This is a genomic window from Winogradskyella sp. MH6, from assembly GCF_022810765.1.
GTDB lineage: Bacteria > Bacteroidota > Bacteroidia > Flavobacteriales > Flavobacteriaceae > Winogradskyella.
The window spans coordinates 3,027,726-3,048,977 of record NZ_CP094494.1 but is presented as its reverse complement, the minus strand read 5'-3'; the positions used below and the strand labels follow the sequence as shown (position 1 = coordinate 3,048,977).

At 35.4% G+C, this 21,252-nt stretch carries 22 protein-coding genes; 16 read left to right on the top strand and 6 right to left on the bottom strand.

What is annotated here, in order from left to right; all coding sequences use genetic code 11:
* The first annotated feature begins 67 nt into the window (after positions 1–67).
* The 12 genes from MST30_RS13610 to MST30_RS13555 all read left to right on the top strand — a co-directional run bounded on the left by MST30_RS13610 (position 68) and on the right by MST30_RS13555 (position 13,357).
* On the top strand, positions 68–1,192 hold the full coding sequence (locus MST30_RS13610; RefSeq protein WP_243471954.1) for a Kelch repeat-containing protein: 1,125 nt from the start codon (positions 68–70) through the stop codon (positions 1,190–1,192).
* Positions 1,193–1,203: 11 nt separating this feature from the next.
* Positions 1,204–1,632, top strand: coding sequence for a hypothetical protein (locus MST30_RS13605; RefSeq protein WP_243471953.1), 429 nt, complete (start codon positions 1,204–1,206; stop codon positions 1,630–1,632).
* A gap of 100 nt (positions 1,633–1,732) precedes the next feature.
* Complete coding sequence (locus MST30_RS13600) at positions 1,733–3,547, top strand: adenylate/guanylate cyclase domain-containing protein (RefSeq protein WP_243471952.1); 1,815 nt, start codon at positions 1,733–1,735, stop codon at positions 3,545–3,547.
* 597 nt (positions 3,548–4,144) lie between these two features.
* A complete protein-coding gene (locus tag MST30_RS13595; protein WP_243471951.1) occupies positions 4,145–5,200 on the top strand; it encodes an NAD(P)-dependent alcohol dehydrogenase in 1,056 nt (351 codons plus the stop codon).
* A gap of 640 nt (positions 5,201–5,840) precedes the next feature.
* Complete coding sequence (locus MST30_RS13590; RefSeq protein ID WP_243471950.1) at positions 5,841–6,413, top strand: DUF4251 domain-containing protein; 573 nt, start codon at positions 5,841–5,843, stop codon at positions 6,411–6,413.
* Between the two features lie 71 nt (positions 6,414–6,484).
* Positions 6,485–7,357, top strand: a complete 873-nt coding sequence (locus MST30_RS13585; RefSeq protein ID WP_243471949.1) for a helix-turn-helix transcriptional regulator — start codon at positions 6,485–6,487, stop codon at positions 7,355–7,357.
* Between the two features lie 91 nt (positions 7,358–7,448).
* On the top strand, positions 7,449–7,850 hold the full coding sequence (locus tag MST30_RS13580; protein ID WP_243471948.1) for a DUF5367 family protein: 402 nt from the start codon (positions 7,449–7,451) through the stop codon (positions 7,848–7,850).
* A 3-nt stretch (positions 7,851–7,853) separates the two neighbouring features.
* Positions 7,854–8,360 carry an anthrone oxygenase family protein gene (locus tag MST30_RS13575; RefSeq protein WP_243471947.1) on the top strand — a complete coding sequence of 169 codons (507 nt, stop codon included), beginning with the start codon at positions 7,854–7,856 and terminating at the stop codon, positions 8,358–8,360.
* 42 nt (positions 8,361–8,402) lie between these two features.
* Entirely contained in the window at positions 8,403–9,251 is an 849-nt protein-coding gene (locus tag MST30_RS13570; protein WP_243471946.1) for an NAD(P)H-binding protein, read from the top strand.
* 45 nt (positions 9,252–9,296) lie between these two features.
* Positions 9,297–10,796: a serine hydrolase domain-containing protein gene (locus MST30_RS13565; protein WP_243471945.1), complete on the top strand. Its 1,500-nt coding sequence runs from the start codon at positions 9,297–9,299 to the stop codon at positions 10,794–10,796.
* Positions 10,789–11,211, top strand: a complete 423-nt coding sequence (locus tag MST30_RS13560; protein WP_243471944.1) for a hypothetical protein — start codon at positions 10,789–10,791, stop codon at positions 11,209–11,211. Before MST30_RS13565 ends, MST30_RS13560 begins: the two co-directional genes overlap by 8 nt.
* A gap of 1,246 nt (positions 11,212–12,457) precedes the next feature.
* On the top strand, positions 12,458–13,357 hold the full coding sequence (locus tag MST30_RS13555; RefSeq protein WP_243471943.1) for a TolB-like translocation protein: 900 nt from the start codon (positions 12,458–12,460) through the stop codon (positions 13,355–13,357).
* A 48-nt stretch (positions 13,358–13,405) separates the two neighbouring features.
* Here MST30_RS13555 and MST30_RS13550 read toward each other — a convergent pair whose 3' ends face one another.
* Genes MST30_RS13550 through MST30_RS13530 form a run of 5 tightly spaced genes read right to left on the bottom strand, consistent with a single transcriptional unit; the run spans position 13,406 to position 17,595 of the window.
* Positions 13,406–14,545 (bottom strand): macro domain-containing protein, encoded by a 1,140-nt coding sequence (locus tag MST30_RS13550; protein ID WP_243471942.1) that lies wholly within the window; start codon positions 14,543–14,545, stop codon positions 13,406–13,408.
* Positions 14,542–15,876: a DarT ssDNA thymidine ADP-ribosyltransferase family protein gene (locus MST30_RS13545; protein WP_243471941.1), complete on the bottom strand. Its 1,335-nt coding sequence runs from the start codon at positions 15,874–15,876 to the stop codon at positions 14,542–14,544. The genes MST30_RS13550 and MST30_RS13545 overlap by 4 nt, the downstream gene beginning before the upstream one ends.
* Positions 15,877–15,914: 38 nt before the next feature.
* Positions 15,915–17,165: a hypothetical protein gene (locus MST30_RS13540; protein WP_243471940.1), complete on the bottom strand. Its 1,251-nt coding sequence runs from the start codon at positions 17,163–17,165 to the stop codon at positions 15,915–15,917.
* A gap of 48 nt (positions 17,166–17,213) precedes the next feature.
* Positions 17,214–17,363 (bottom strand): hypothetical protein, encoded by a 150-nt coding sequence (locus MST30_RS13535; protein ID WP_243471939.1) that lies wholly within the window; start codon positions 17,361–17,363, stop codon positions 17,214–17,216.
* Between the two features lie 58 nt (positions 17,364–17,421).
* Positions 17,422–17,595, bottom strand: a complete 174-nt coding sequence (locus MST30_RS13530) for a hypothetical protein (RefSeq protein WP_243471938.1) — start codon at positions 17,593–17,595, stop codon at positions 17,422–17,424.
* A gap of 134 nt (positions 17,596–17,729) precedes the next feature.
* On the opposite strand from MST30_RS13530, the gene MST30_RS13525 reads away from it, so the two are divergent.
* Genes MST30_RS13525 through MST30_RS13515 form a run of 3 tightly spaced genes read left to right on the top strand, consistent with a single transcriptional unit; the run spans position 17,730 to position 19,480 of the window.
* Entirely contained in the window at positions 17,730–18,374 is a 645-nt protein-coding gene (locus MST30_RS13525) for a sigma-70 RNA polymerase sigma factor region 4 domain-containing protein (protein ID WP_243471937.1), read from the top strand.
* 4 nt (positions 18,375–18,378) lie between these two features.
* Positions 18,379–18,684 carry a hypothetical protein gene (locus MST30_RS13520; RefSeq protein ID WP_243471936.1) on the top strand — a complete coding sequence of 102 codons (306 nt, stop codon included), beginning with the start codon at positions 18,379–18,381 and terminating at the stop codon, positions 18,682–18,684.
* On the top strand, positions 18,668–19,480 hold the full coding sequence (locus MST30_RS13515) for an ImmA/IrrE family metallo-endopeptidase (RefSeq protein ID WP_243471935.1): 813 nt from the start codon (positions 18,668–18,670) through the stop codon (positions 19,478–19,480). The genes MST30_RS13520 and MST30_RS13515 overlap by 17 nt, the downstream gene beginning before the upstream one ends.
* 93 nt (positions 19,481–19,573) lie before the next feature.
* On the opposite strand, the gene MST30_RS13510 is transcribed toward MST30_RS13515, so the two are convergent.
* Positions 19,574–20,029: a hypothetical protein gene (locus MST30_RS13510; protein ID WP_243471934.1), complete on the bottom strand. Its 456-nt coding sequence runs from the start codon at positions 20,027–20,029 to the stop codon at positions 19,574–19,576.
* A 263-nt stretch (positions 20,030–20,292) separates the two neighbouring features.
* On the opposite strand from MST30_RS13510, the gene MST30_RS13505 reads away from it, so the two are divergent.
* Positions 20,293–21,087, top strand: coding sequence for a hypothetical protein (locus tag MST30_RS13505; RefSeq protein WP_243471933.1), 795 nt, complete (start codon positions 20,293–20,295; stop codon positions 21,085–21,087).
* Positions 21,088–21,252: the final 165 nt, after the last annotated feature.

Here is a 21,252-nt window from a genome sequence, read left to right as displayed (position 1 = left end):
CGTCCTATTACTTCATAATTCCCTTACCTTATCAAACTAGCTATTAACCAATTAAACCAAAATAATTATGAGTAACCCAACACCAATTAATATTACGGTCACTGTAGACACAGATAACATTACAGAAGAAAACAAAAATTATGCTGTTGTGTTTTCACAAGGACTAGGAGGACCTATAGAGCAACCAGGCCATCCAGAAAACTACACCTCACAAGTCGAAAAAAACCAACAAATAATATGGACAGCTGTACCAAAAACTGGTAATACTGAAGTTTTTTTTCAAGATGTAAAGCACAAATCCGGAAAGGAGATTATGCAAACCATTAAACGTGGTGATGGTCATAACGTCTTTACTGCAAAAATTAAAAATGGCAATTTCAATCCAGACGATGAAGAAAAATACAGTATTACTATCGGATTAAATGGCTATGAAGGTATAGCGGGTAGCAATGAAAACGGTCCTATGGTGTATTTAGGCAAAACCGTGGCTTACATGGATAGTTATCAAGATAATGTTTGGCATGTTGTTGCTGAAGCTCCCTTCGAAATTGAGGGTATTGCAGGTTACAATACAAGTGGTGCTATTATTTATTCTGGAAATCGTGTAGCCTACATGAATGGTTTTGCGAGTAACCAATGGGTTGAAATAACACCAGCACCATTCCCAATCCAAGGAATTACTGGCGAAAACAGCAGAGGAGTCATCGTTTACAATGGCAGTCGTGTAGCCTACATAGACAATTATAACCAAGGGATTTGGGTAGAGGTAGCTAATGCTCCTTTTGATATAGAAGGCATTGCAGGAGATAATTTAGGAGGCCCTATTGTTTATGCAGGCAATAAAGTGCAATGTATGATGAGTTATAATGATAATAGATGGCAATCAATGATTGATGCACCAATTGAGATAGAAGGAATGAGCGGTACCTATAGAAATGGTACAGTAATTTATGGAGGTAATAAAGTGTATAGGTCTAATGATGGTATATGGACAGCTGTCGCCAATGCACCTTATGATAACGTTGAAGGTATTGCAGGAAACAGCGTTAGAGGACCTATTATCTTTTCAGGACCACAGCTGCAATACATGTCAAATTACAACGAAAATGCCTGGCACTCTGTCGCTGCCATGCCATTTAGCACACGAACTTTTATTATTGATCCTAAACTTCAAATTAAAAAAAGAGATTAAATTAATAAATCATGGGAAATCAATCTGTAGCGGTAAGTATTACAATCAATGCTGAAGATATGCATAGAGACCGAACTAACTTTTTAAAATATATAGATTTTAAAGACAATATCCCAAGTGATGGCTATGACGTCCCTGGAGATAAGACTAGCTTCGATAGTGTTGCAGATGCAAATACCTTGATAAGTTGGAATATTTCTGACGCAAGTGGACGTGAGCATCTTGCATTAATAACTAATATTGAATTTAAAGATGCACCCGAGGGCTTCTTTGAAAAGCCACCTTATGACGTTGGTGACGGCTCTTGGGTCGCTGTATTAGGTGATAATAATACCGATCATAATTTAGTGGCTAAATATTCTATAACCTTTGATAGTGGCTATCGTGGTGATGAGCTGTTTACAATAGATCCAAAACTTCAAATAAAGAAAAGAGATTAAATCATATCAATACTTAGAAAAACTAAACCACTAAAATTAAGCATTTATCAATATTTTATAATCACTTATGGTTCATTTTAATACTTTTTTTAAATATTCAATGAAGTATATTTATGCAGTATTAATAAATTTTTTAATTATTTCTATTCATGCACAAGAAGTTGATAAGGAACAATTACGAGTAGACATTTTAAAAAAGGAATATAGAGATTCCAAAGCCATTGAAAATAGAATTTTATTACTCTCATATATTGTTCAAGGAGAAACAAATCCTGATGAAAAATTATTGTATTCAAATTTATTAATTGAAGCAACTAATAAGGATTCTACTCTTAATAACAAATCTAGACCTAATTTCAGGTCAATTCTTCATTATAGAACTCTTGGATTTTTAGAAAAGGCTAATGCTTTACAGTTAAAAGGGGAATATCATAAATCCTTAGAAAACTATTTTATTTGTATGGATTTAGCAGAGAAAGGGAAATTTAAGACAACTTCGTCAAGTTTGCTAGTCTCAATTGCAGATACTTATTCCATGATTGGTAATTCAGAAAGTGCAGAGAAATATTATAAAGAGGCAATTACCGTTTTCAGAAAGAGAAATGACTCAATAGAGTTAGCCAATGCTCTTTTGAATGCAGGAGACGAATATTACAAAACCGAGCAATATGATAAAGCCTTAAGACATTTTGTAGAATCTGGAGAGCTGTTTGAAAAATTAGATTATAAAATAGGAAAGGCCTACAATTTAGGAAATACTGGTATGGTCTATGCCAAACAAGGCAAAGATGAGCTCGCTAAAGACTATATGAACGAAGCCATAGAAATTCTAGAAGCTAATGAAGAATATTATCCCATTTCAGAATTTTTAAACTACATATCAGATATATACCAAGAACAGCAAAATTTTGAAGCAGCTACAGAATATGCAAACAAAAGCTTAGAACTGGCAACCAAGCACAAACTAAAAGACCAAATCAGTAATGCGAATCTACAGCTATCAGAACTCATGCAGAATTCTGGAAACTACAAAGAAGCTCTAGAGCGGTATATCCAACACGATATCTATCAAGACAGCATCATTAATCTTGAGAATGTCCAAAATATGGCCAATCTCGAAGTAGGCAAAAAAGAAGCCGAACTAAAGGTTGAAACCCAAAAACGAAAAAATCAGCGCATTATCATCTGGTCAACCGTTGGTATTCTATTGCTTACATCCTTATTAGCGTATGGGTTGTTCAGAAGACACAAATATGTAAAAGCCACCAATAAAATCATTGCCGCAGAAAAACAACGTTCCGACGATTTATTATTAAACATTCTACCAGAAGAAACCGCCAAAGAGCTAAAAGACAAGGGTAGAGTAGAGGCCAAGAAGTATCCGTCCGTAACGGTACTGTTTACAGATTTTAAAGGGTTTACAAGTTATGCAGAAAACCTGTCTCCAGAAAAACTGGTAAAAACCATAGATCATTACTTTACAGAGTTCGATAGCATCGTAGAAAAATATGGACTAGAAAAGATTAAGACCATTGGTGATGCCTACATGGCAGTTGGTGGTTTAAGTTTTGATGAAAAGGATCAAGCCAAAGAAATGATTATGGCAGCCAAAGAAATGAATGCCTTTGTAAATAAAGCCAAACACGATGACTATACAGATGCCACCTTTGATATTAGAATAGGCATTAACACAGGTGCAGTAGTAGCAGGTGTGGTTGGCTCAAAAAAGTTTGCCTATGATATTTGGGGAGATACCGTAAATATTGCATCGCGTATGGAAAGTAGTTCCGAAGCTGGACGAATCAACATTTCAGAAGACACCTATAACATCGTTAAAGATGATTTTGAATGCGAATACAGAGGCAAAATAGCAGTAAAAAACAGAGGCGAAATGAAAATGTATTTCGTAAATTAATAAAATAATAAAGCGTTACATATGTTAAACAATTAAACACAAAGAGCGTCAAACCCAATTCCGATACAGTCGGAAGCCGCTGTCAGCAGTATATTAAAAATGCCTGAAGCCTTGGAAGCCATTGTTGTCATGCTGAACTTGATTCAGCATCTCATCAACAGGTATAACAATAATAAACCGTCACTGAGGCACAAAACATTATAATAAAAAGAAAAAAACAACCAAAGCCGTCACTGCGAGGAACGAAGCAGTCTCAAAACGTATTAAAAACCATATGCTAAGATATCCACAAAGAGCGTCAAACCAAATTCCGATGGAATCGGAAACTGCTGTCAGCAGTATATATAAACAAAATCCGTTAAAAATGGCTGAAGCCATGGAAGCCATTTAGGATTTTGGTTATGGTTTTAAGAGTACCAAAAGTGCTCTTAAAAATACCTTTGACAGCAAAGCACTTTTTGGTTCGTTTTTGGTGCATCAAAAATGAACGTAAGAAAAAACATGAAGAATCTAGTCTATCAACAACAAAACAATCATCAAGTACCACTAAAAAAATAACATCTACAAATTTATAAAAACCAAAAAACCACAGATAAAATGAAAACAAAACAAGTTAAAGCATACGGAACCCAATCACCAGAAGCAGATTTAAAAGAAGTACAAATCGATAGAAGAGAAGTCTTAAGCAAAGATGTAGAAATCGATATTTTATATTGTGGTGTCTGCCATTCAGACCTACATTTTGCACGCAACGATTGGGGAATGACACAATATCCAGTAGTTCCAGGTCACGAAATTGTGGGTAAAGTCACAAAAGTAGGTAGTGCCGTATCAAAACATAAAGTTGGAGATATTGTAGCAGTAGGCTGTTTGGTAGATTCTTGCAGAACCTGTAGCAGCTGTAAAAATGATTTAGAGCAATACTGTCCGGAATGGGTAGGAACCTATGGTGGATTCGATAAGCATTTACAAACCAACACCCATGGTGGCTATTCAGAAGCCATTGTCGTAGATGAAGACTTTGTATTACAAGTACCAAACCATTTAGACCTTGCAGGTATAGCACCTGTACTTTGTGCAGGCATTACAACATGGTCGCCTTTACGTTATTGGAATGTCAACAAAGACAGTAAAGTGGCTGTGGTTGGCTTAGGTGGTTTAGGGCACATGGCTATTAAACTGGCACATGCACTTGGAGCATACGTTACCTTATTTTCAAGATCAACAAACAAAATCGAAGACGCCAAAGCACTTGGTGCACACGAGGTTGTTATTTCAACCGATCAATCACAAATGGAAAAAGCCATGGGACAATTCGATCTTATACTAGATACTGTGCCATACGAGCATGATTTTAACCCATACATCGCAACATTAAAAACCAATGGTACATTAGTAGTTTTAGGGTATTTAGGACCATTAGATCCACCTCTGGTAACCGTTCCAATGATAATGGGACGCAAATCCATTGCAGGTTCGTTAATAGGTGGCATCGCAGAAACTCAAGAGTTACTCGATTTCTGTGGCAAACACAATATTACATCTGACATTGAGGTGGTAAACATACAAGATATAAATACCGCGTACGAACGCATGCTCAAGAGCGATGTTAAATACCGATTTGTCATCGATATGAAATCCCTTAAGAATTAAGAAGCTATTGTTGTCATGCTGAACTTGATTCAGCATCTAATCAAAGAATCACAACGATAACAAACTGTCACTGCGAGTAACGAAGTAATCTCATAAAAAGGTAACATACCCAGCAATGAGATTGCTTCGTTTATACCTCACTCGCAATGACTTTACCATTGTCATTCCGTGCGTAGCGAAGGAATCACAAAAAGAAAACACACATTACGTCAGTTCGAGTATTTTATTCGAAGCATGAGAATAAAATGTATTAACAACCACAACAACCAATACCCACTGAAGCGCGTCAAACCAAATTCCGACACAGTCAGAAGTCGCTGTCAGCAGTATATATAAACAAAATCCGTTAAAAATGGCTGAAGCCTTGGAAGCCATAATTGTCATGCTGAACTTGATTCAGCATCTAATCAAAGAATCACAACGATAACAAACCGTCACTGCGAGTAACGGAGCAATCTCATAAAAAGGTAACATTCACAGCAATGAGATTGCTTCGCTCGTACCTCATTCGCAATGACCTTACCATTGTCATTCCGAGCATAGCGAAGGAATCTCAAAAAGAAAACACACATATCACTGCAAAACCAAACATGTTAATATCCTAGCAAATCCCATAATAAATAACTACCTTTAATAGGTTATGAAACATCGTATCACCATAAAACCCTTAGCATACAGTTTGGCACTCTTAGCCATAACGCTTATAGTATCTTGTAAACCCTCACAAGCCAAAGCCGAACGCATACAAGCACTCAACAACCTAGAAACCATTCTCAATAGCAAAGACTTTAAAATAGACATCCATACAGCATTGCCGTATACAACCAGAGCAACAACACAAGTCTTAAATCAGCTCATGCGCAACACAGGCAATACCGCCAACCGCATTACAGTCAGTGGCTACGACATTACCGTTAAGAACGATAGCATTTCAGGACAACTACCGTATTATGGTGAGCAGCAACTAAGCAGCGGATCCTACAATGGTAATATGGGAATTGTCTTTAACGACAAACCACAAAGTTTCACGCTAACAAAGCATAAAAAGAGAGACGCGTATATCATAAAGTTCAATATTAATGATACCGAAGATCCTATAGAAACTTACAGAATAACCATCACAGTCTTTTCTAACAACACGGCAGATGTTAATATAATACCCTCACACCGAAATGGCATAAGTTATAAAGGACAATTAATATCAAATGAATAAACCCATACAACACACGTTCTTACACAGCTACCATTCAAATTCAAAAAACTATTTTTAAATTTGAACACCACATGACAAGAGACATCATCAATATCAACGACTTCATCATTCTGGTGGAAGAAGCTAAAGTTAGTACTAATGCCACAGATTTAGTATCAGAATCTAGCGCATGCGCTTTTGATGAACCAGTCATTGCAGTAGCCTTTTACGGCTCTGGTAACGTAGACCTTTCTGTTAAGTACGGTGACAAACAAAGAGACTTCAACTACACCAAAGGTTTGGCATTATCTTTTTATGCTGATGAAAACGTAGTATTCGATCATACCGTTGAAAACGACAAACCACTAGAGTGCTTACTCATTGCAACCACAACCAGTGCCATAGACAAGCTACCAAACCAGGAAGGGGAGCTGTTTGGGGAAATGCTCAACGAGCTGGTCAATCCGTCCGATCATTATGTAGAAGGTCCAAGCTTTATCATGACACCGCAAATGCAAGCCATAGTTGATGGATTGTTCAATATTCAATACGAAGGCAAAACCAAAATGATGTTCTTTCGCAGTCAGATTACAGCATTATTATCGCACTTCTTTGGAGAACTCGCCAATCTAAAAACCGAAAAACTAAAAACACCAGAGCGCGAAAAACTCAATCAGGCAAGAGATATTCTATTAAACAATCTCGACAACCCTCCATCCTTAAACGAAATATCAAAACGCATAGGACTCAACACTTTCAAACTCAAAAAGGAGTTCAAAGAACTATTCGGTGTACCAGTTTTCAAATACCTTCAAAACGAACGCCTTACCCTGGCACATAAGATGATTAGAAATCAAGATGCTACAGTACAGGAAGCCGCATGGCATGTGGGCTACGATAGCTTAAGTTCCTTCTCTAATGCCTTCGAAAAAAAGTTTGGCTACAGACCTAGTCAAATCAAGTAGATTCCGTTTCAAACAAATCATAATCCCTTTTAAACAAGTCAACCCTTAGCCTTACCCATAGCTTTGTCCTGAATTTAAAAACTAAAAGGACATGAAAACAAAAAGAGCTATTGTAATAGGATTCATCATTTGGATGATAGCCATACTATGCTACACCGTAGCAGGCAGTATCGCAACTTCAGAACAATTAGAACACCTTCCAGGAACCGTCTTATTTATAGTCGTAATGCCATTGGTATGGTTTGGTACTAAGTACTATTATAAAAAAGACAACAAAACTCACGGCTATTGGGTAGGGCAGACCATGCTACTTACAGCAGCGGCATTAGACGCACTCATTACAGTACCTGTATTTATTATACCAATGGGTGGTAGCTACTACAGCTTTTTCACCGCTTGGGAATTCTGGATCATTGCTTTCGAATTTTTAACCGTGGCAACACTATACTGGTACATACGTGTACATCCTAAACACAAAACCTCAAAAGCTTAAGCCATGAATGTCTCCTTAGAAAACACAGCAATTACAGTACTCATAGTACTAACCGGATTATCAGCAGGTTTATGCTTTACATGGTCTAATGCCGTTACTACAGGATTAGGACGATTAGATAACATCGGTTACTTGAGTGCCTTTCAGCAAATAAACAGAACCATTATCAATCCAACCTTCTTTATAGTATTCTTTGGACCATTCTTCTTAAGCATCATCAATATATACGTCTTTAGAAATGCGCCATCAAACATAAAGGGATTATTAATAGCAGCAGCAATAGTATATACTGTCGGAGTATTATTGGTCACCATCTTCGGAAATGTACCCTTAAACGAACTGTTGGACAAAACCAATATAGCGACAGCTAGTACAGAGGACTTACAAAACTTAAGAGCAACTTTTGAAACCAAATGGAATCAATTCCATGCCATCAGAACAGTAACAGCAACAATAGCCTTTGTGCTACTCGTCATTAGCGCAATGCAAATCGCTAAAAACAATTTATAATTCATCAATCAAAAAACGAACAATAATCAAAACATAACAATCATGGAAAACAAACAAAACATCTTAGTCATTGGCGGAACTGGTAAAACAGGTCGCAAAATTGTAAACAAACTAAACACCTTAGGACATAACGTAAGGGTAGGGTCAAGATCAGCAACTCCAGCCTTCGGTTGGGATAATCCAGACACTTGGGAAGACGCTATGCAAAACATAGACAAGGTCTATATTACCTTTCAACCAGACTTGGCAGTGCCTGGCGCATTAGAAGCTATTGAAACCTTAGTCAAAAAAGCCAAAAACTGTAAGGTAAAGAAGCTCGTACTCTTATCTGGTAAGGGTGAAAGAGAAGCAGAACTTTGTGAGCAGGTCGTTATACATTCAGGATTAGATTACACCATTGTTAGAGCCAGTTGGTTCAATCAGAATTTTAGCGAAAGCTTTTTAATAGACCCTATTCTCGAAGGTTTTGTAGCCTTACCACAAGCAGAGGCCAAAATCCCTTTTGTAGATACTGGCGATATTGCAGATGTAGCAGTAGAAGCACTTTTGCACGACAAGCACAACGGAAAAATGTACCAGCTTACAGGTGCCAGAACTCTAACCTTTAAAGAGGCCGTTGAAGAAATTGCTCAGGCTACCCATAGAGACATCGCATTTATACCTATTGCCATATCAGCATACACGCACATGCTAAAGCAACACGGTGTACCAACAGACTTTGTATGGTTAATAGAATATCTGTTTACCGAAGTTTTGGGCAACCCAAACAATTCAGAAATTACAAACGATATTGAATTGGTATTGGGCAGAAAACCAACCGATTTTTCAGACTTCGTAAAAGAAACTGCCAAAACAGGAGTATGGAATGCTAAAGTTGAAACCGTACTATAATCAACTTTTGTTGTAACTTTTATCACTAGGTAATAACTAACAATCATGAAAAACCAATCAATTATACTCAGCTTGTTGCTGCTACTTGGATTAAATCTGGTAGCAGCACAACAAGTAACGCCAGACACTAACGCCCTAAGTGACAGAATAGACACCTACCTAACAAACAGTGCTGCAAACGGATACGCAGCCTCAGTATTGGTGGCTAAAAACGATAAAATCATCCTATCCAAAGGCTACGGTTGGGCAAATAGAGAATACAAAATCCCAAACAGCCCGGCAACCGTCTTCAATATAGGGTCGGTAACCAAACAGTTTACCGCAGCAGCCATCATGAAACTGGTAGAACAAGGCAAACTCAAAGTATCAGATAAGTTAACACAGTTCTTTAGCAACGTACCAAAAGACAAAAAAGACATTACCATCCATCAACTGCTCACCCATACCTCAGGTATTTCGCCTGCAACAGGTGGCTTTAGATACGATGAAGCCAGCAAACAAGAGTTTTTAGACCTATGTTTTACGGCCGACTTACTAACCAAACCTGGCGAAAATCACAGATACGCCAATGCCAACTACATACTACTGGCAGCCATAATCGAGAAGGTCTCCAACCAAGTCTATGGCACCTTTTTAGAAGAGCAGTTTTTCAAACCACTCAACATGAACCACACAGGCTACAAAAGCATCAACTTTAGTACCGAGCAACTGGCACATGGTTATTATTTTAACTATACCGATGGCGAATGGAGAGATTGGGGAACCACACAACAACAATTGCCAGACACCAACAACCACTGGTTTAGCATCGGCAAAGGCGATATACACGCTACAACACAAGATTTATTCAGATGGCATCAGGCACTTAAAAACAATGAAGTCTTAACAGCCGAATCCCTAAAGCAAATAGAAACAGCACACGTAGCCGAAGACCAACAAGCACAATCCCATTATGGTTATGGCTGGGCAATTTTCACAAGCAGTAATAACACCAAAATCGTAACCCACAACGGTAGCAACGGCATCTATTTTGCCAATATCCTAAGATTTGTAGAAGAAGATATGGTCATCATTGTCCTGTCTAACACAAGGCTAAACCAAGATTCTGAAAACGCAGCATGGTACATAGCCAAAATGGTATCCGATAAAGACTATACACCAAAGCCAATCACTAAACTCACTTACCAGCTGGTCTATGACTTCATCAACCATAACAAACCCGAAGACAGCCAGCAACTGCCAGCATTTTTAGAAAGCAACCTCGGCACAGCATTCAGCGACAAAGCAGTCTTAAATAGAATAGGGTATAAGCGCATGGATAAAGAAACCACCGCAGCTTGGGGCTTAGAACTCTTAAAACTAAACACACAACTATTCCCTAACGATGGTAACCTTTGGGATTCCCTTGGCGAAGCCTACCTTAAGTACAACCAAAACCAAAATGCCATCACAGCATTTACCAAGGCACTACAACTCGGACAAGAAGACAATTGCCACTGGTGCAACAATGCACAGGCAAAACTAAAAGCACTAAAAAATGACTAAGCAAATACAACAATACAGCATCACTTTTGCCGTAATGCTCTATGCAGTGGCAGTACCAATACTCGAAATCAACCAAACCCATGTCTTCAATCCAGACTGGACACCACACGCCAAAATTCACGAAGTATGGCAACTCATCACCAACACAGCAATAGGCATGCTATGCCTGTACCTGGTTTGGGTCAAAAAACAACTTAAAACAAGCGCCATCCTAAGCATCATGGTCACAGGCGGATTCTTACTGGCATACACCATAAAACACCTGTACGGAGGATCAATGAAATACCTCGACGGCTCAGAAAAAACCCTGCTAGGCATCAACATAGGCATACTAGGTTTCGGCATCGCCAGCACCCTATTACTCATAAGCCTGGCACTAAACACCAAACAAAAACAAATGTCATTCCGAGCATAGCGAAGGAATCTCAAAACAGAAAATAAAACAAAACCCCAACCGTCACTGCGAGGAACGAAGCAGTCTCAAAAAGAAAACACACAAACCACGTCAGTTCGAGTGTTTTATTCGAAGCATGAGAATAAAACGTATCGAGAACCATAACCCAGAAAAAACAACCAAACGATTTGTCATCCTGAACTCGTTTCAGGATCTCATCAAAGCAACAAAACAAAAGTAAACCGTCACTGCGAGGAACGAAGCAGTCTCATAAAAAGCACACATGCATTACGTCAGTTCGAGTAAAATGCTGAAAGCATTTTGTATCGAGAACCAACATAAACAAAACACACAAAGACCGTCAAACCCAAATTCCGACACAGTCGGAACCCGCTGTCAGCAGTATATATAAACAAAATCCGTTAAGAATGGCTGAAACCTTGGAAGCCATTATTGTCATGCTGAACTTGATTCAGCATCTCATTTAAGTACAAGAATTTCTCAAGAAGAACTCAAGATGTCTTAAACAATGAATATCGACGAATAAAAATGAACGTAAGAAAAACATGTATATCAATAACCATAATCCAAAAAAAATAACCAAACGATCTGTCATCCTGAACTCGTTTCAGGATCTCATCAAAGCAACAAAACAAAACCCAAACCGTCACTGCAAGAAACGAAGCAGTCTCATAAAAACAACACATACATTACGTCAGTTCGAGTGTTTTATTCGAAGCATGAGAATAAAATGTATCGAGAACGAACATAAACAAAACACACAAAGACCGTCAAACCCAATTCCGACACAGTCGGAACCTGCTGTCAGCAGTATAATAAACAAAATCCGTTAAGAATGGCTGAAGCCTTGGAAGCCATTATTGTCATGCTGAACTTGATTCAGCATCTCATTTAAGTACAAGAATTTCTCAAGAAGAATTCAAGATGTCTTAAACAATGAATATCGACGAATAAAAATGAACGTAGAAAAATAAAAACACAAACCAACACACAAGAAACAGAACAGTCTATAAAAGAAAAAAACAAAACCCCAACTGTCACTGCGAGGAACGAAGCAGTCTCATAAAAGGTAACATACCCAACGCTTAGATTGCTTCGCTCGTACCTCACTCGCAATGACCTTACCATTGTCATTCCGAGCATAGCGAAGGAATCTCAAAAAAAACAAACAAACCACGTCAATCCAAGCATTTTCAATCACCACCAAAGCAATTAAAAACGTATCAAGAACCAAAAAACCAAACCCATGAAAACAACACTACTAACCCTAGCCCTAACCATAACAGCCTGTACCACCAACACCAAAAACACAACAACCATAGCCCAACCCTACCTGGGCCAGCAACCACCAGGCAACACACCAATACCCTTTGCACCAGGCATGGTATCAACAGAACATTACGAATACAGCGGAGTCTTTACACCCAACATGCAAGAGTTCTACTATATCAAACAAGGAGGAACCCACAAAGACGCCAAAATGCTAAGGTACATATACAAAAACAACCAATGGCAACAAGAAATCGTATCCAATTACATAGGGCAACCCGTCATTTCACCAAACGGCAAAACCATGCATCTCGGCAACAAATACAGAGAACGCACCCCAAACGGATGGTCGCAAGTCAAACAGCTCAAAGCCCCATTTAGCAACCAACGCATTATGCGCCTCTCATCCGCAGCCAACGGTAACTATTATTTTGATACCTACCACAAAGACCAACCCAAATTCCCCATACGCTATGCAGAGCAAGTAGACGGCAAGCACCAAACACCCAAAGCACTAAGCGCCGCCATCAACACAGGCATCAAAAACTTTAACCATCCCTTTATAGCACCAAACGAGTCCTACCTCTTATGGGATGCCGTAAGGGAAGAAGGCAACGGCAGCTCAGACATCTACATCAGCTTCAAACAGCCAGATGGCACTTGGGGAAACGCCATCAATCTGGGAGATAAGATAAATACCAAAGCATGGGAAGCCTCAGCAAGCGTCACACCAGATGGCAAATACCTATTCTTTTCCCGAAACATGGGCTCAGACAATTACGAAAACGTAGACATCTTCTGGGTAGATGCACAAGTGATTGAAGAGCTTAGGGATAATTCATCGTTTATCAACACTCTTTACACGAAACAACGATAAGAGAGTAGTGTAGTTTAATTTAGTGTAGAATAGCTATTAACGTTTAAATTATTTTAAGGCTTCAAGAACTTTAGTCGTGTTAGGTTTATTGGTTTTAGGATTGATTCCGATTTTTTCTGCAGAAATATTCTTATAAAAATCTATGTTATTATTCCAATAATTCAAAAAGAATTTTTTACTATCATTTGATTCAAGCTCATTATTAAACATCTTCAGTTTATCAAAATTCAAACTGTTAATTAAAATAATGTCAGATATTTTTATTCGAAATTTGAGAGCATTGATACTTTCATAGCTCTTCCAACTATCGTTAGGATTTGTAATTGAGGCAACTAATATATTTTTAAAACTCCAACTTTCTTTTAAATCTTTACGTACTTTCAGATTTAATATTCCAAAGGGTAGCACAAGAATAGTTTTAAATCCTCTATCAAGTATTTTTTTCACTATATCTATTTCATAACTATTGCTAAAGCCCATCAAAAAGACAAAGTCATTGTTGGGCAAAGCATCAATAAAAAGTTCTAGTGCCTTTTTCTCTCTTTCTTCTGGTTTCGATGTTACTACAATTGCTATATTTTTCTTTAATAATAATTCTGTATTTCCTTTAAAGTATATTTCTTTTGACGATCGGCCTTTAATTTTTTTAGGATAGATATTATCATTTGGCGAAATTCTATTAATATTATTTTTAATTAAAAGGTCATTAATTTCTTTTGATAAATTAATTTTAGTTGAACTTTTTGGTTCAAAAACTAAAATTGTATTATTAGAATCACTCAGTTCTTTTTTAATCAATTCTTTAACAATGGACCAATCTAATCCGCCATGTCCACAACCTAATGCAGGAACAGTAACAGTCAAATTATTATATGACTGAAGAATTTCTTTTAACCAGGTTAAACCCTTTTCTATAAATATATATTCAGATGGATTCTTCCAATGGTCTTTTGTTGGAAAATTAATAATAGTCAAAGACTTGAACATATTATCTTCTTTCCAAATATGTCCTTTCCCTATTTTTACTTCACCTTTACTACAAGCTAAAGCATAATCTTTAAACATTTTAGGAAATTTAGTTTTGAATTGTAAAGCAGCACCAGCACCCATTACACCAACGCAGTTAACGGTGTTTATCATTATGTCTGCATCAAAATCAAAAAAATTTCCTTTTACAAATTTTATCACGCTAAATTTTCTTTAACCTCTTTAATTATATCTGGTATAGCATGTTTTAAGTCATTATACCAAAATGTATTAATTGCTTGAACATCTGCCATTGAAAGAGCAATAAGCATCATTAGCTCTTTTTCATTTTCTATAATACTAAATAATTGACTTTTGCTTCTTCCTTTACCTACAATATCACCTAACAAATCATGATAGCCAACTAATTTACATATTATTTTAATCTCTGAATTTTTAATATCCTTTATATCCTCAGATAATATTCGTTGTAACATTAATAATGAGTCAACAGGATGATCGGGATATGCTGGTTGTTTACCATCTCTCCATTTCTTCTTGGGACCTTTGCCTATGTCATGCAAATATGCAGCTAACTTGACTATCTTTTTTCGCCTTTTATTTAAATCTTTATAGTATTGATTTTTTTTGAGGTTTTTAACAACCTTCAATGTATGATCACTGACATTATTTTCATGAACATCATTAATAGTTTCTAGTTCATATATTCCTTTTAGTTCAGGAATAACACAAAAATCTTCCTTGATGGCAAATAGTAAATCCTTTAGACTATCATATGAGTATTCATGATTAGTCTCTCTATTAGATTTAATTTTCTTAATAACATCAATCAATAAACTTTTCAAATGTTTAGGACCAGTAACAAGAGTTTCATTCTCTCTTCCAATTGCAAATTTTGTATAATAAAAATGTCTACCATTTAATGAGTATTTAATCTCAGGTGCATTTAATCCATAATTTTCAAAAGTTTTGATTACTCTATCTTTTCTATATTTGTTCCATACAATTACTTTCTCAATCCAATCAATAGGGACTGAACCATTTACTAAAACTTCAGCCATCCTTTCATGCTTCCAATCATCATCTTTATTGCTCCATTTTCTAGAATCGATTGCTTCCCAATTCAGCTGGTCTAGGTCTTTTGGGTTGTTGAAAAAATCTGGCGGAATAATTGTATTAGCTGATGCATTCGTATATACAACTGATTCTTCAGTTAATTTTTTAATTGGAATAGCAAAGAAAATTAAATCTATTTGATCTACATTCTTTCCATTTACAACAGCTAAAACCATAGGATTAGTTGAGGACAAATAAAAGGGAACATAGTCGTGGACTTTTCCATTTGGTGCGCATGTCACGTCCATAGAGCTACGCCTAGTCTGGATATTCTCAGAGGCCACATTAATATGATTTAACTTTAAAGCCTCTTTTTGATTTGTACTTAAAAAACCATTTTCTAAAATAGATTCTAGATTTTCAATGTGAGTAAAATGATAAAAGTATTTGCCTTTGTATTCATCTGGTATTTCCATATTTATTGTATTTTTTTTTTCATAGTCTTTCTTTTATGTTAATTATCTCTGTGCTTGCCGTAAAGAATAATATCTGAAATAATATAGCGTAATTTATCTTTTAAATCATATTCTATATTCAGTTCTTCTGCTTTGTTACACATTTCTAAAAGCTTTTTAAAGTTACTAACTTCGTTATCAATTTTTCTACCGAAAATATCTGAAAGCTTTTTAATAGATTTAAAGCTACTGCGAGGTGACTGTATTTTAGCTAGAATTTTAACTCTGAGTTCATCTGGAGTTTTAATTGTTTTAACAGCATTAAGTTCTTCTATAAAACTATCAGCCGTGTTAAGAATACCATCTAAATCTTTTAAAGCAGTAAAAACATTTTCCGGCTTGGTATTGTGATTAATCACTAACGAACTATTCTCAACAATTGAATTTTTTTTTGGTATCAAGTAAAATCCTGTTGAATCTTTTTGCATTACATTAATAACATTTACAAAGTTTAAAGAACCAGTACCTAAATCATTTGTAGTAATTTTAACTGCTGTTGATACATATCCAAATTTACCTGCATCTTTTATATGCTTTTCTGAGACAATCATCTCTAATTTTGATTCACTGATTGCTACATTTTTTATTTTATACTCTATACCATGATTAGCTTTCATATTTTTATGAAGGCTTAACATACCTACAACAAAAGTGAAATCAATCCCATATTCATAGTAACGTGTAGAAGTTATACCACGTAGATAATTTACATTTTCATGTTCAACTAAACGGTAGCTTTTCTCTTTATTATAACCGTCAGTATTCTTTGCCATCTCTTTAAAGTACTGTACATTATAGTTGGCAAGAGATGCTTGCCCAATTTTAAATAAATTGTTAGCATATTTTGTCATTGCATATTCATCTAAAAATGTATTCTTAGAATCATATAAGGCTATTGTTTTTAAGTTTACTTTAATTTCATCAATCTCTACATACTCTTCAAAATTAAAAACAATATTAGTGTCGCTACTTCCAGAAATTACTTCTTCATAAACATCAATATCTTTAGTTTGTGCTATTATTTTATAGCGACGATACTTAGTTATATAGTGATTAACTTTTTTGTAAATTAAGTCAACGAAATCTATAGAAATATACTCATTCCGAATACCATCTATATCAAACATTTTGTAGACATCCTCTTTATAAGGATGATTTTCGATTAGAGAACAAAGCTTCTCAATTTTAATTTTACCTGTGCTACTATCTGCATCAAGCTGAACTTGTTTCTGTCTAAATTTTTCTTCCATATTGCTTTTTTTTAAAAGCAGTTTAATGTCTTGCTAAGGACATTTTAATTATGATTTTAATAACGCTGACAATGCAAATAGGGCAAAAGCAACAGTTACAACTGTTCCTATTATTTTTGCCTGTTCGCCTTTTGCTGTAAAGCATAAATCTTGCTCGCAAATACTAACTTCATCTTTTGAAAATTTGTTTATATACATTATTCAAATATTTTAATTATTAAAATTTTCCTCACATAAAGCCCGAGGAACTATGAGCTTATTTTTCTTTTCTAACTCCTTTAAATTTTCCTCCGGTAGTTTTTACATCCATGAATCTACCAGTTTCGGTATCCCGTTTTACAAAATGATTTGTTTTTGGGTTTAATATTTGTGAACGCTTTTTTATTGCACCTTTTCTCGCGTTGTCACCAACAGGTTTGTTTCTTGCCATGTTAATTTATTTTGTTAAATTGTCATTGAATTATACTAATATCATTAACAATTATAATTTATCTACAATATCATATGTCTGAAGTGTGACAAACTTAAAAAGTCACACTTTTTACATATAATATTGAATGAAGTATGGACATAGAAACTCACTTATTATTTATTTCTGAAAAAGAACAAAACAATAAAGATGCTCAAGCTTCTATGGCCTATTTATATGAAGCATTTAAAGGATTTGTTTATAATGTAATACTTAAGAAAATTCATTTTAATTTAAACAAAGAAGAAACTGCATTAATTGTTATGTCTAATGTTTTTATGCATGTGTGGAATAATCCTCTTGACTGGGAATTTGATCCAACAATACACCAAACCCAAAAAGGAGGGTATAAATCATATTTATCAGTAGTTGCTAAATTTAAATTTTTTGAAGAGTTACGTAAAAGTGAAGACTCTAGAGAAAATGAAGAAAATTTGATTGATGATAACGATAATGAATGGAAGTGGTCATTATTAGATGATGAATTTGATTTTCTTAATGAGGAATTAGTAAAAAGAAGAAATCTAATAGATGAATGTTTAGCACAATTTTCTGCTAAGAAACAAGATATAATAAGAATGTACTTTTTGTTATACGAAGATGACAAAAACATGAATAGTCAAAATATTAGATTATTAGAGAGAATGTTTGAAACAACTTGGCAAAATATTAGACAAACTATTTCGAGGGCTAAAAGGGATTTAAAAAAAATAATACAAAGTAAAGCAGTCAATAAATAGAGATATGGCATCAGGCGAGAAGAAAATAGGTGAACTTTTAAGGAAATATGGTTACGGTTTTCCTGAAACTGAAGAAGAAGTTAATTCATTCGAAGAAAAGTTTGAAGAAAGTTATGAAGAGCCAAAAAAGTGGCCTGATTTATCTGATATCATTTGTAACAATAACAATTCTAAAAAAGTAGTCAGATTAAACTTACCAAGCAATAAGGCTGTTTCTAATCTTGCAATGGCGGCAAGAGAAGGTAAGGAGATTACTAAAAAGACTATTGAGCAAATGAAAAAGGATAAAAAGGATGCTAGAAAGAAATGATTTTTTATCGAGAAACGATGTAATTGAAATTAACGAATTAGCGAGTGGGATTTCTGAATATTATTTTCCAAATGGTCAAATAGACCCAATTTTTATCGCTGAAAGAAACGCTATATCATATAGTTTTGGCGATTATGATGATTCATTTGATGGATTACTTGAATGTGAAAATAATGAATTTCACATTTTTATGAATCTGACTAGACTTAAGCATGCGTATTCTGAAAGATCAAGATTCACTTTTGGTCACGAATTAGGACATTATTTTATTGATGACCACAGAAATGCCTTACTAAATGGGCTATCTCCAAGTCATTGCTCTTATACTGGATTTAAAAGCAGAAATAGGGCAGAGCGTCAAGCAGATTATTTTGCGTCATGCCTTCTAATGCCAGAGAATGGTTTTAGAAAATATTGTTTTAGAAAAAAGTTTGAGTTTAGAATTATTGATGAATTATCAAAAAAATATGGCACAAGCAAATCTGCTACTGCTTTAAGGTTTTGTGCAATAGGAAATCATCCAATAATGGTTGTTTATTCCTATGATAATAATATTAAATGGTTTTGGTCTTCTGAGGATTTTCGTTTCAAATGGCTAAAACATGGCAAGGATAGATTATCAGAAGATACAGTTGCTGGTGAATATTTTAATTTAGGAAGGAAAGTTTCAAGAACAGAACCAGTTTATGCTATGGATTGGTTTGATATTAAATATGACAATCAAGCAAATTTGCCATTTAAAGAACATTGTTTAATGCATGACAAACACTGTTTAAGCATAATTTGGGAAGAATAACTCAATAATATATTATGTATTAACTTATTATTTGTTAATATTTATAAAGCATTAGTTTTAACTAAAACTCATGCCTAGAGTACACTTCATTCTCTATTTTTTGTCTAAAAGATAACAATCAAATAAAACACTATCATCAAAAACTTTTCTTTCAAAAGCGTCTTCACAAATTGCTAATTTGGTCTCTGAGTCAAATTTAGTTTGATTCATTTCTTCAACTTCCGCTAAGTAAAACAACCAAATTAACTCGTCAACTTTATGTTGATTTTCGTAAAGAAGTTTTGCAATTTTAAGATCAGGTTCTGACGCCTTAATTAAGGCAGTCCACTTTTCAAATCCAGCCATTTTAGCTATAACATGTTGAGCTTTCATTAGAGTAAAATTCTCTTTATCAAGATTGAAATCGAAAATAACTAATTCGATATCGAAATGCTTTGGTTCATATTCATACGATAATCCACCAAATTCGTTGTTATAGACTAGTTTTCTTGTTTTAAAATCTCTGTGTAAGTTTTTTGATTGAAGTTTAAAAAAGTCAATAGTATTCATAATATAATCCGTTGTTCAAAGATTATTATCCTAAAGAGTTGTGCGTTCGTATACATTTATCGGATAATAAGCCTTGAGAGTTTATATTATCAATTATGGTTGATAAAATCTTTGCACGAACGAGCAGGCATACCATAAATACCTACTCAAATTTAAACATTTTATTCTATTAATCTTTAGTAATATTTTTTTGTTATCAACAATCAGAGATAAAACTACTAACTTTTTTCATTACCTTACAAGAGTTAAACAATTCAAAACCAATGCCTAAACAAAAAGGGCTTATAAAATTCACAGGCACATTAAATGGTATGTGTTATTACGTACTCAATGGGCAATACATTGTACGCAAAGCAGCTGGCCCATCAAAAGAACGCATTAACAACGATCCCGCTTTTACAAACGTAAAATCTAACAATCAGGAGTTTGCAGCAGCCTCAAAACTCTCAAAAGCTATAAGGCAAGGCTTAGGCAATACCGCCAAACAGTTCAAAGACACCTATATGGCAAGCCGTTTAACAGGAGCCTGCCGCAAAATTATACAAAAGGGGAGAGGTAACCTCGGTCAAAGACAAGCAAACCTGCACAATGCACCAACAGCACTCATCGGCTTTCAACTCAATAAAAACATACCATCGCACTACATATACAGCGCAAAAACAAAAGTAACAGCCAATAGTAACCGCACAACAATAACCATTAGCATACCAAAAAGTAGCAAAAACCACCTTAAACAAATCCCAAAAAACGCCACACATTACCAGCTCACAGCAGCACTAAGCATAGTATCAGCCTACCAGTGGCAACCAAACACCAACACGTACACAGCAGTAAACCCAGAGCAAAACGCATTCGGTACAACAACCCAAACCCAACCAATATTATGTAAAATACACCAAACAAATCTAAACCTACAACTACAAATACCCAACAGTACCAACATACCAGGTACAACAGCCATCACAGTGTGGCTAGGCATCACATACCTAAAAGAACAAAACAACACCCACACAGCCTACAAAACACCAAAAGCCATGCAATGCATCGCCATAATCTAAACATAATATGTTGTCATGCTGAACTTGATTCAGCATCTCATAAAACCCCAACAACAATAACAAACCGTCACTGCGAGGCACGAAGCAGTCTCAAAAAAGAAAACCCACACATCACATCAGTTCTAGTATTTTATTCGAAGCATGAGAATAAAATGTATCGAGAAC

Bases quoted from the DNA above. Each gene is read 5' to 3' on its own strand.
- MST30_RS13600 (WP_243471952.1), top strand. From the start codon at position 1,733: ATGAAGTATATTTATGCAGTATTAATAAATTTTTTAATTATTTCTATT.
- MST30_RS13525 (WP_243471937.1), top strand. From the start codon at position 17,730: ATGGACATAGAAACTCACTTATTATTTATTTCTGAAAAAGAACAAAAC.
- MST30_RS13580 (WP_243471948.1), top strand. From the start codon at position 7,449: ATGAAAACAAAAAGAGCTATTGTAATAGGATTCATCATTTGGATGATA.
- MST30_RS13610 (WP_243471954.1), top strand. From the start codon at position 68: ATGAGTAACCCAACACCAATTAATATTACGGTCACTGTAGACACAGAT.
- MST30_RS13515 (WP_243471935.1), top strand. From the start codon at position 18,668: ATGCTAGAAAGAAATGATTTTTTATCGAGAAACGATGTAATTGAAATT.
- MST30_RS13510 (WP_243471934.1), bottom strand. From the start codon at position 20,029: ATGAATACTATTGACTTTTTTAAACTTCAATCAAAAAACTTACACAGA.
- MST30_RS13605 (WP_243471953.1), top strand. From the start codon at position 1,204: ATGGGAAATCAATCTGTAGCGGTAAGTATTACAATCAATGCTGAAGAT.
- MST30_RS13545 (WP_243471941.1), bottom strand. From the start codon at position 15,876: ATGGAAATACCAGATGAATACAAAGGCAAATACTTTTATCATTTTACT.
- MST30_RS13595 (WP_243471951.1), top strand. From the start codon at position 4,145: ATGAAAACAAAACAAGTTAAAGCATACGGAACCCAATCACCAGAAGCA.
- MST30_RS13535 (WP_243471939.1), bottom strand. From the start codon at position 17,363: ATGTATATAAACAAATTTTCAAAAGATGAAGTTAGTATTTGCGAGCAA.
- MST30_RS13590 (WP_243471950.1), top strand. From the start codon at position 5,841: ATGAAACATCGTATCACCATAAAACCCTTAGCATACAGTTTGGCACTC.
- MST30_RS13570 (WP_243471946.1), top strand. From the start codon at position 8,403: ATGGAAAACAAACAAAACATCTTAGTCATTGGCGGAACTGGTAAAACA.
- MST30_RS13540 (WP_243471940.1), bottom strand. From the start codon at position 17,165: ATGGAAGAAAAATTTAGACAGAAACAAGTTCAGCTTGATGCAGATAGT.
- MST30_RS13505 (WP_243471933.1), top strand. From the start codon at position 20,293: ATGCCTAAACAAAAAGGGCTTATAAAATTCACAGGCACATTAAATGGT.
- MST30_RS13520 (WP_243471936.1), top strand. From the start codon at position 18,379: ATGGCATCAGGCGAGAAGAAAATAGGTGAACTTTTAAGGAAATATGGT.
- MST30_RS13560 (WP_243471944.1), top strand. From the start codon at position 10,789: ATGACTAAGCAAATACAACAATACAGCATCACTTTTGCCGTAATGCTC.
- MST30_RS13555 (WP_243471943.1), top strand. From the start codon at position 12,458: ATGAAAACAACACTACTAACCCTAGCCCTAACCATAACAGCCTGTACC.
- MST30_RS13530 (WP_243471938.1), bottom strand. From the start codon at position 17,595: ATGGCAAGAAACAAACCTGTTGGTGACAACGCGAGAAAAGGTGCAATA.
- MST30_RS13565 (WP_243471945.1), top strand. From the start codon at position 9,297: ATGAAAAACCAATCAATTATACTCAGCTTGTTGCTGCTACTTGGATTA.
- MST30_RS13575 (WP_243471947.1), top strand. From the start codon at position 7,854: ATGAATGTCTCCTTAGAAAACACAGCAATTACAGTACTCATAGTACTA.
- MST30_RS13585 (WP_243471949.1), top strand. From the start codon at position 6,485: ATGACAAGAGACATCATCAATATCAACGACTTCATCATTCTGGTGGAA.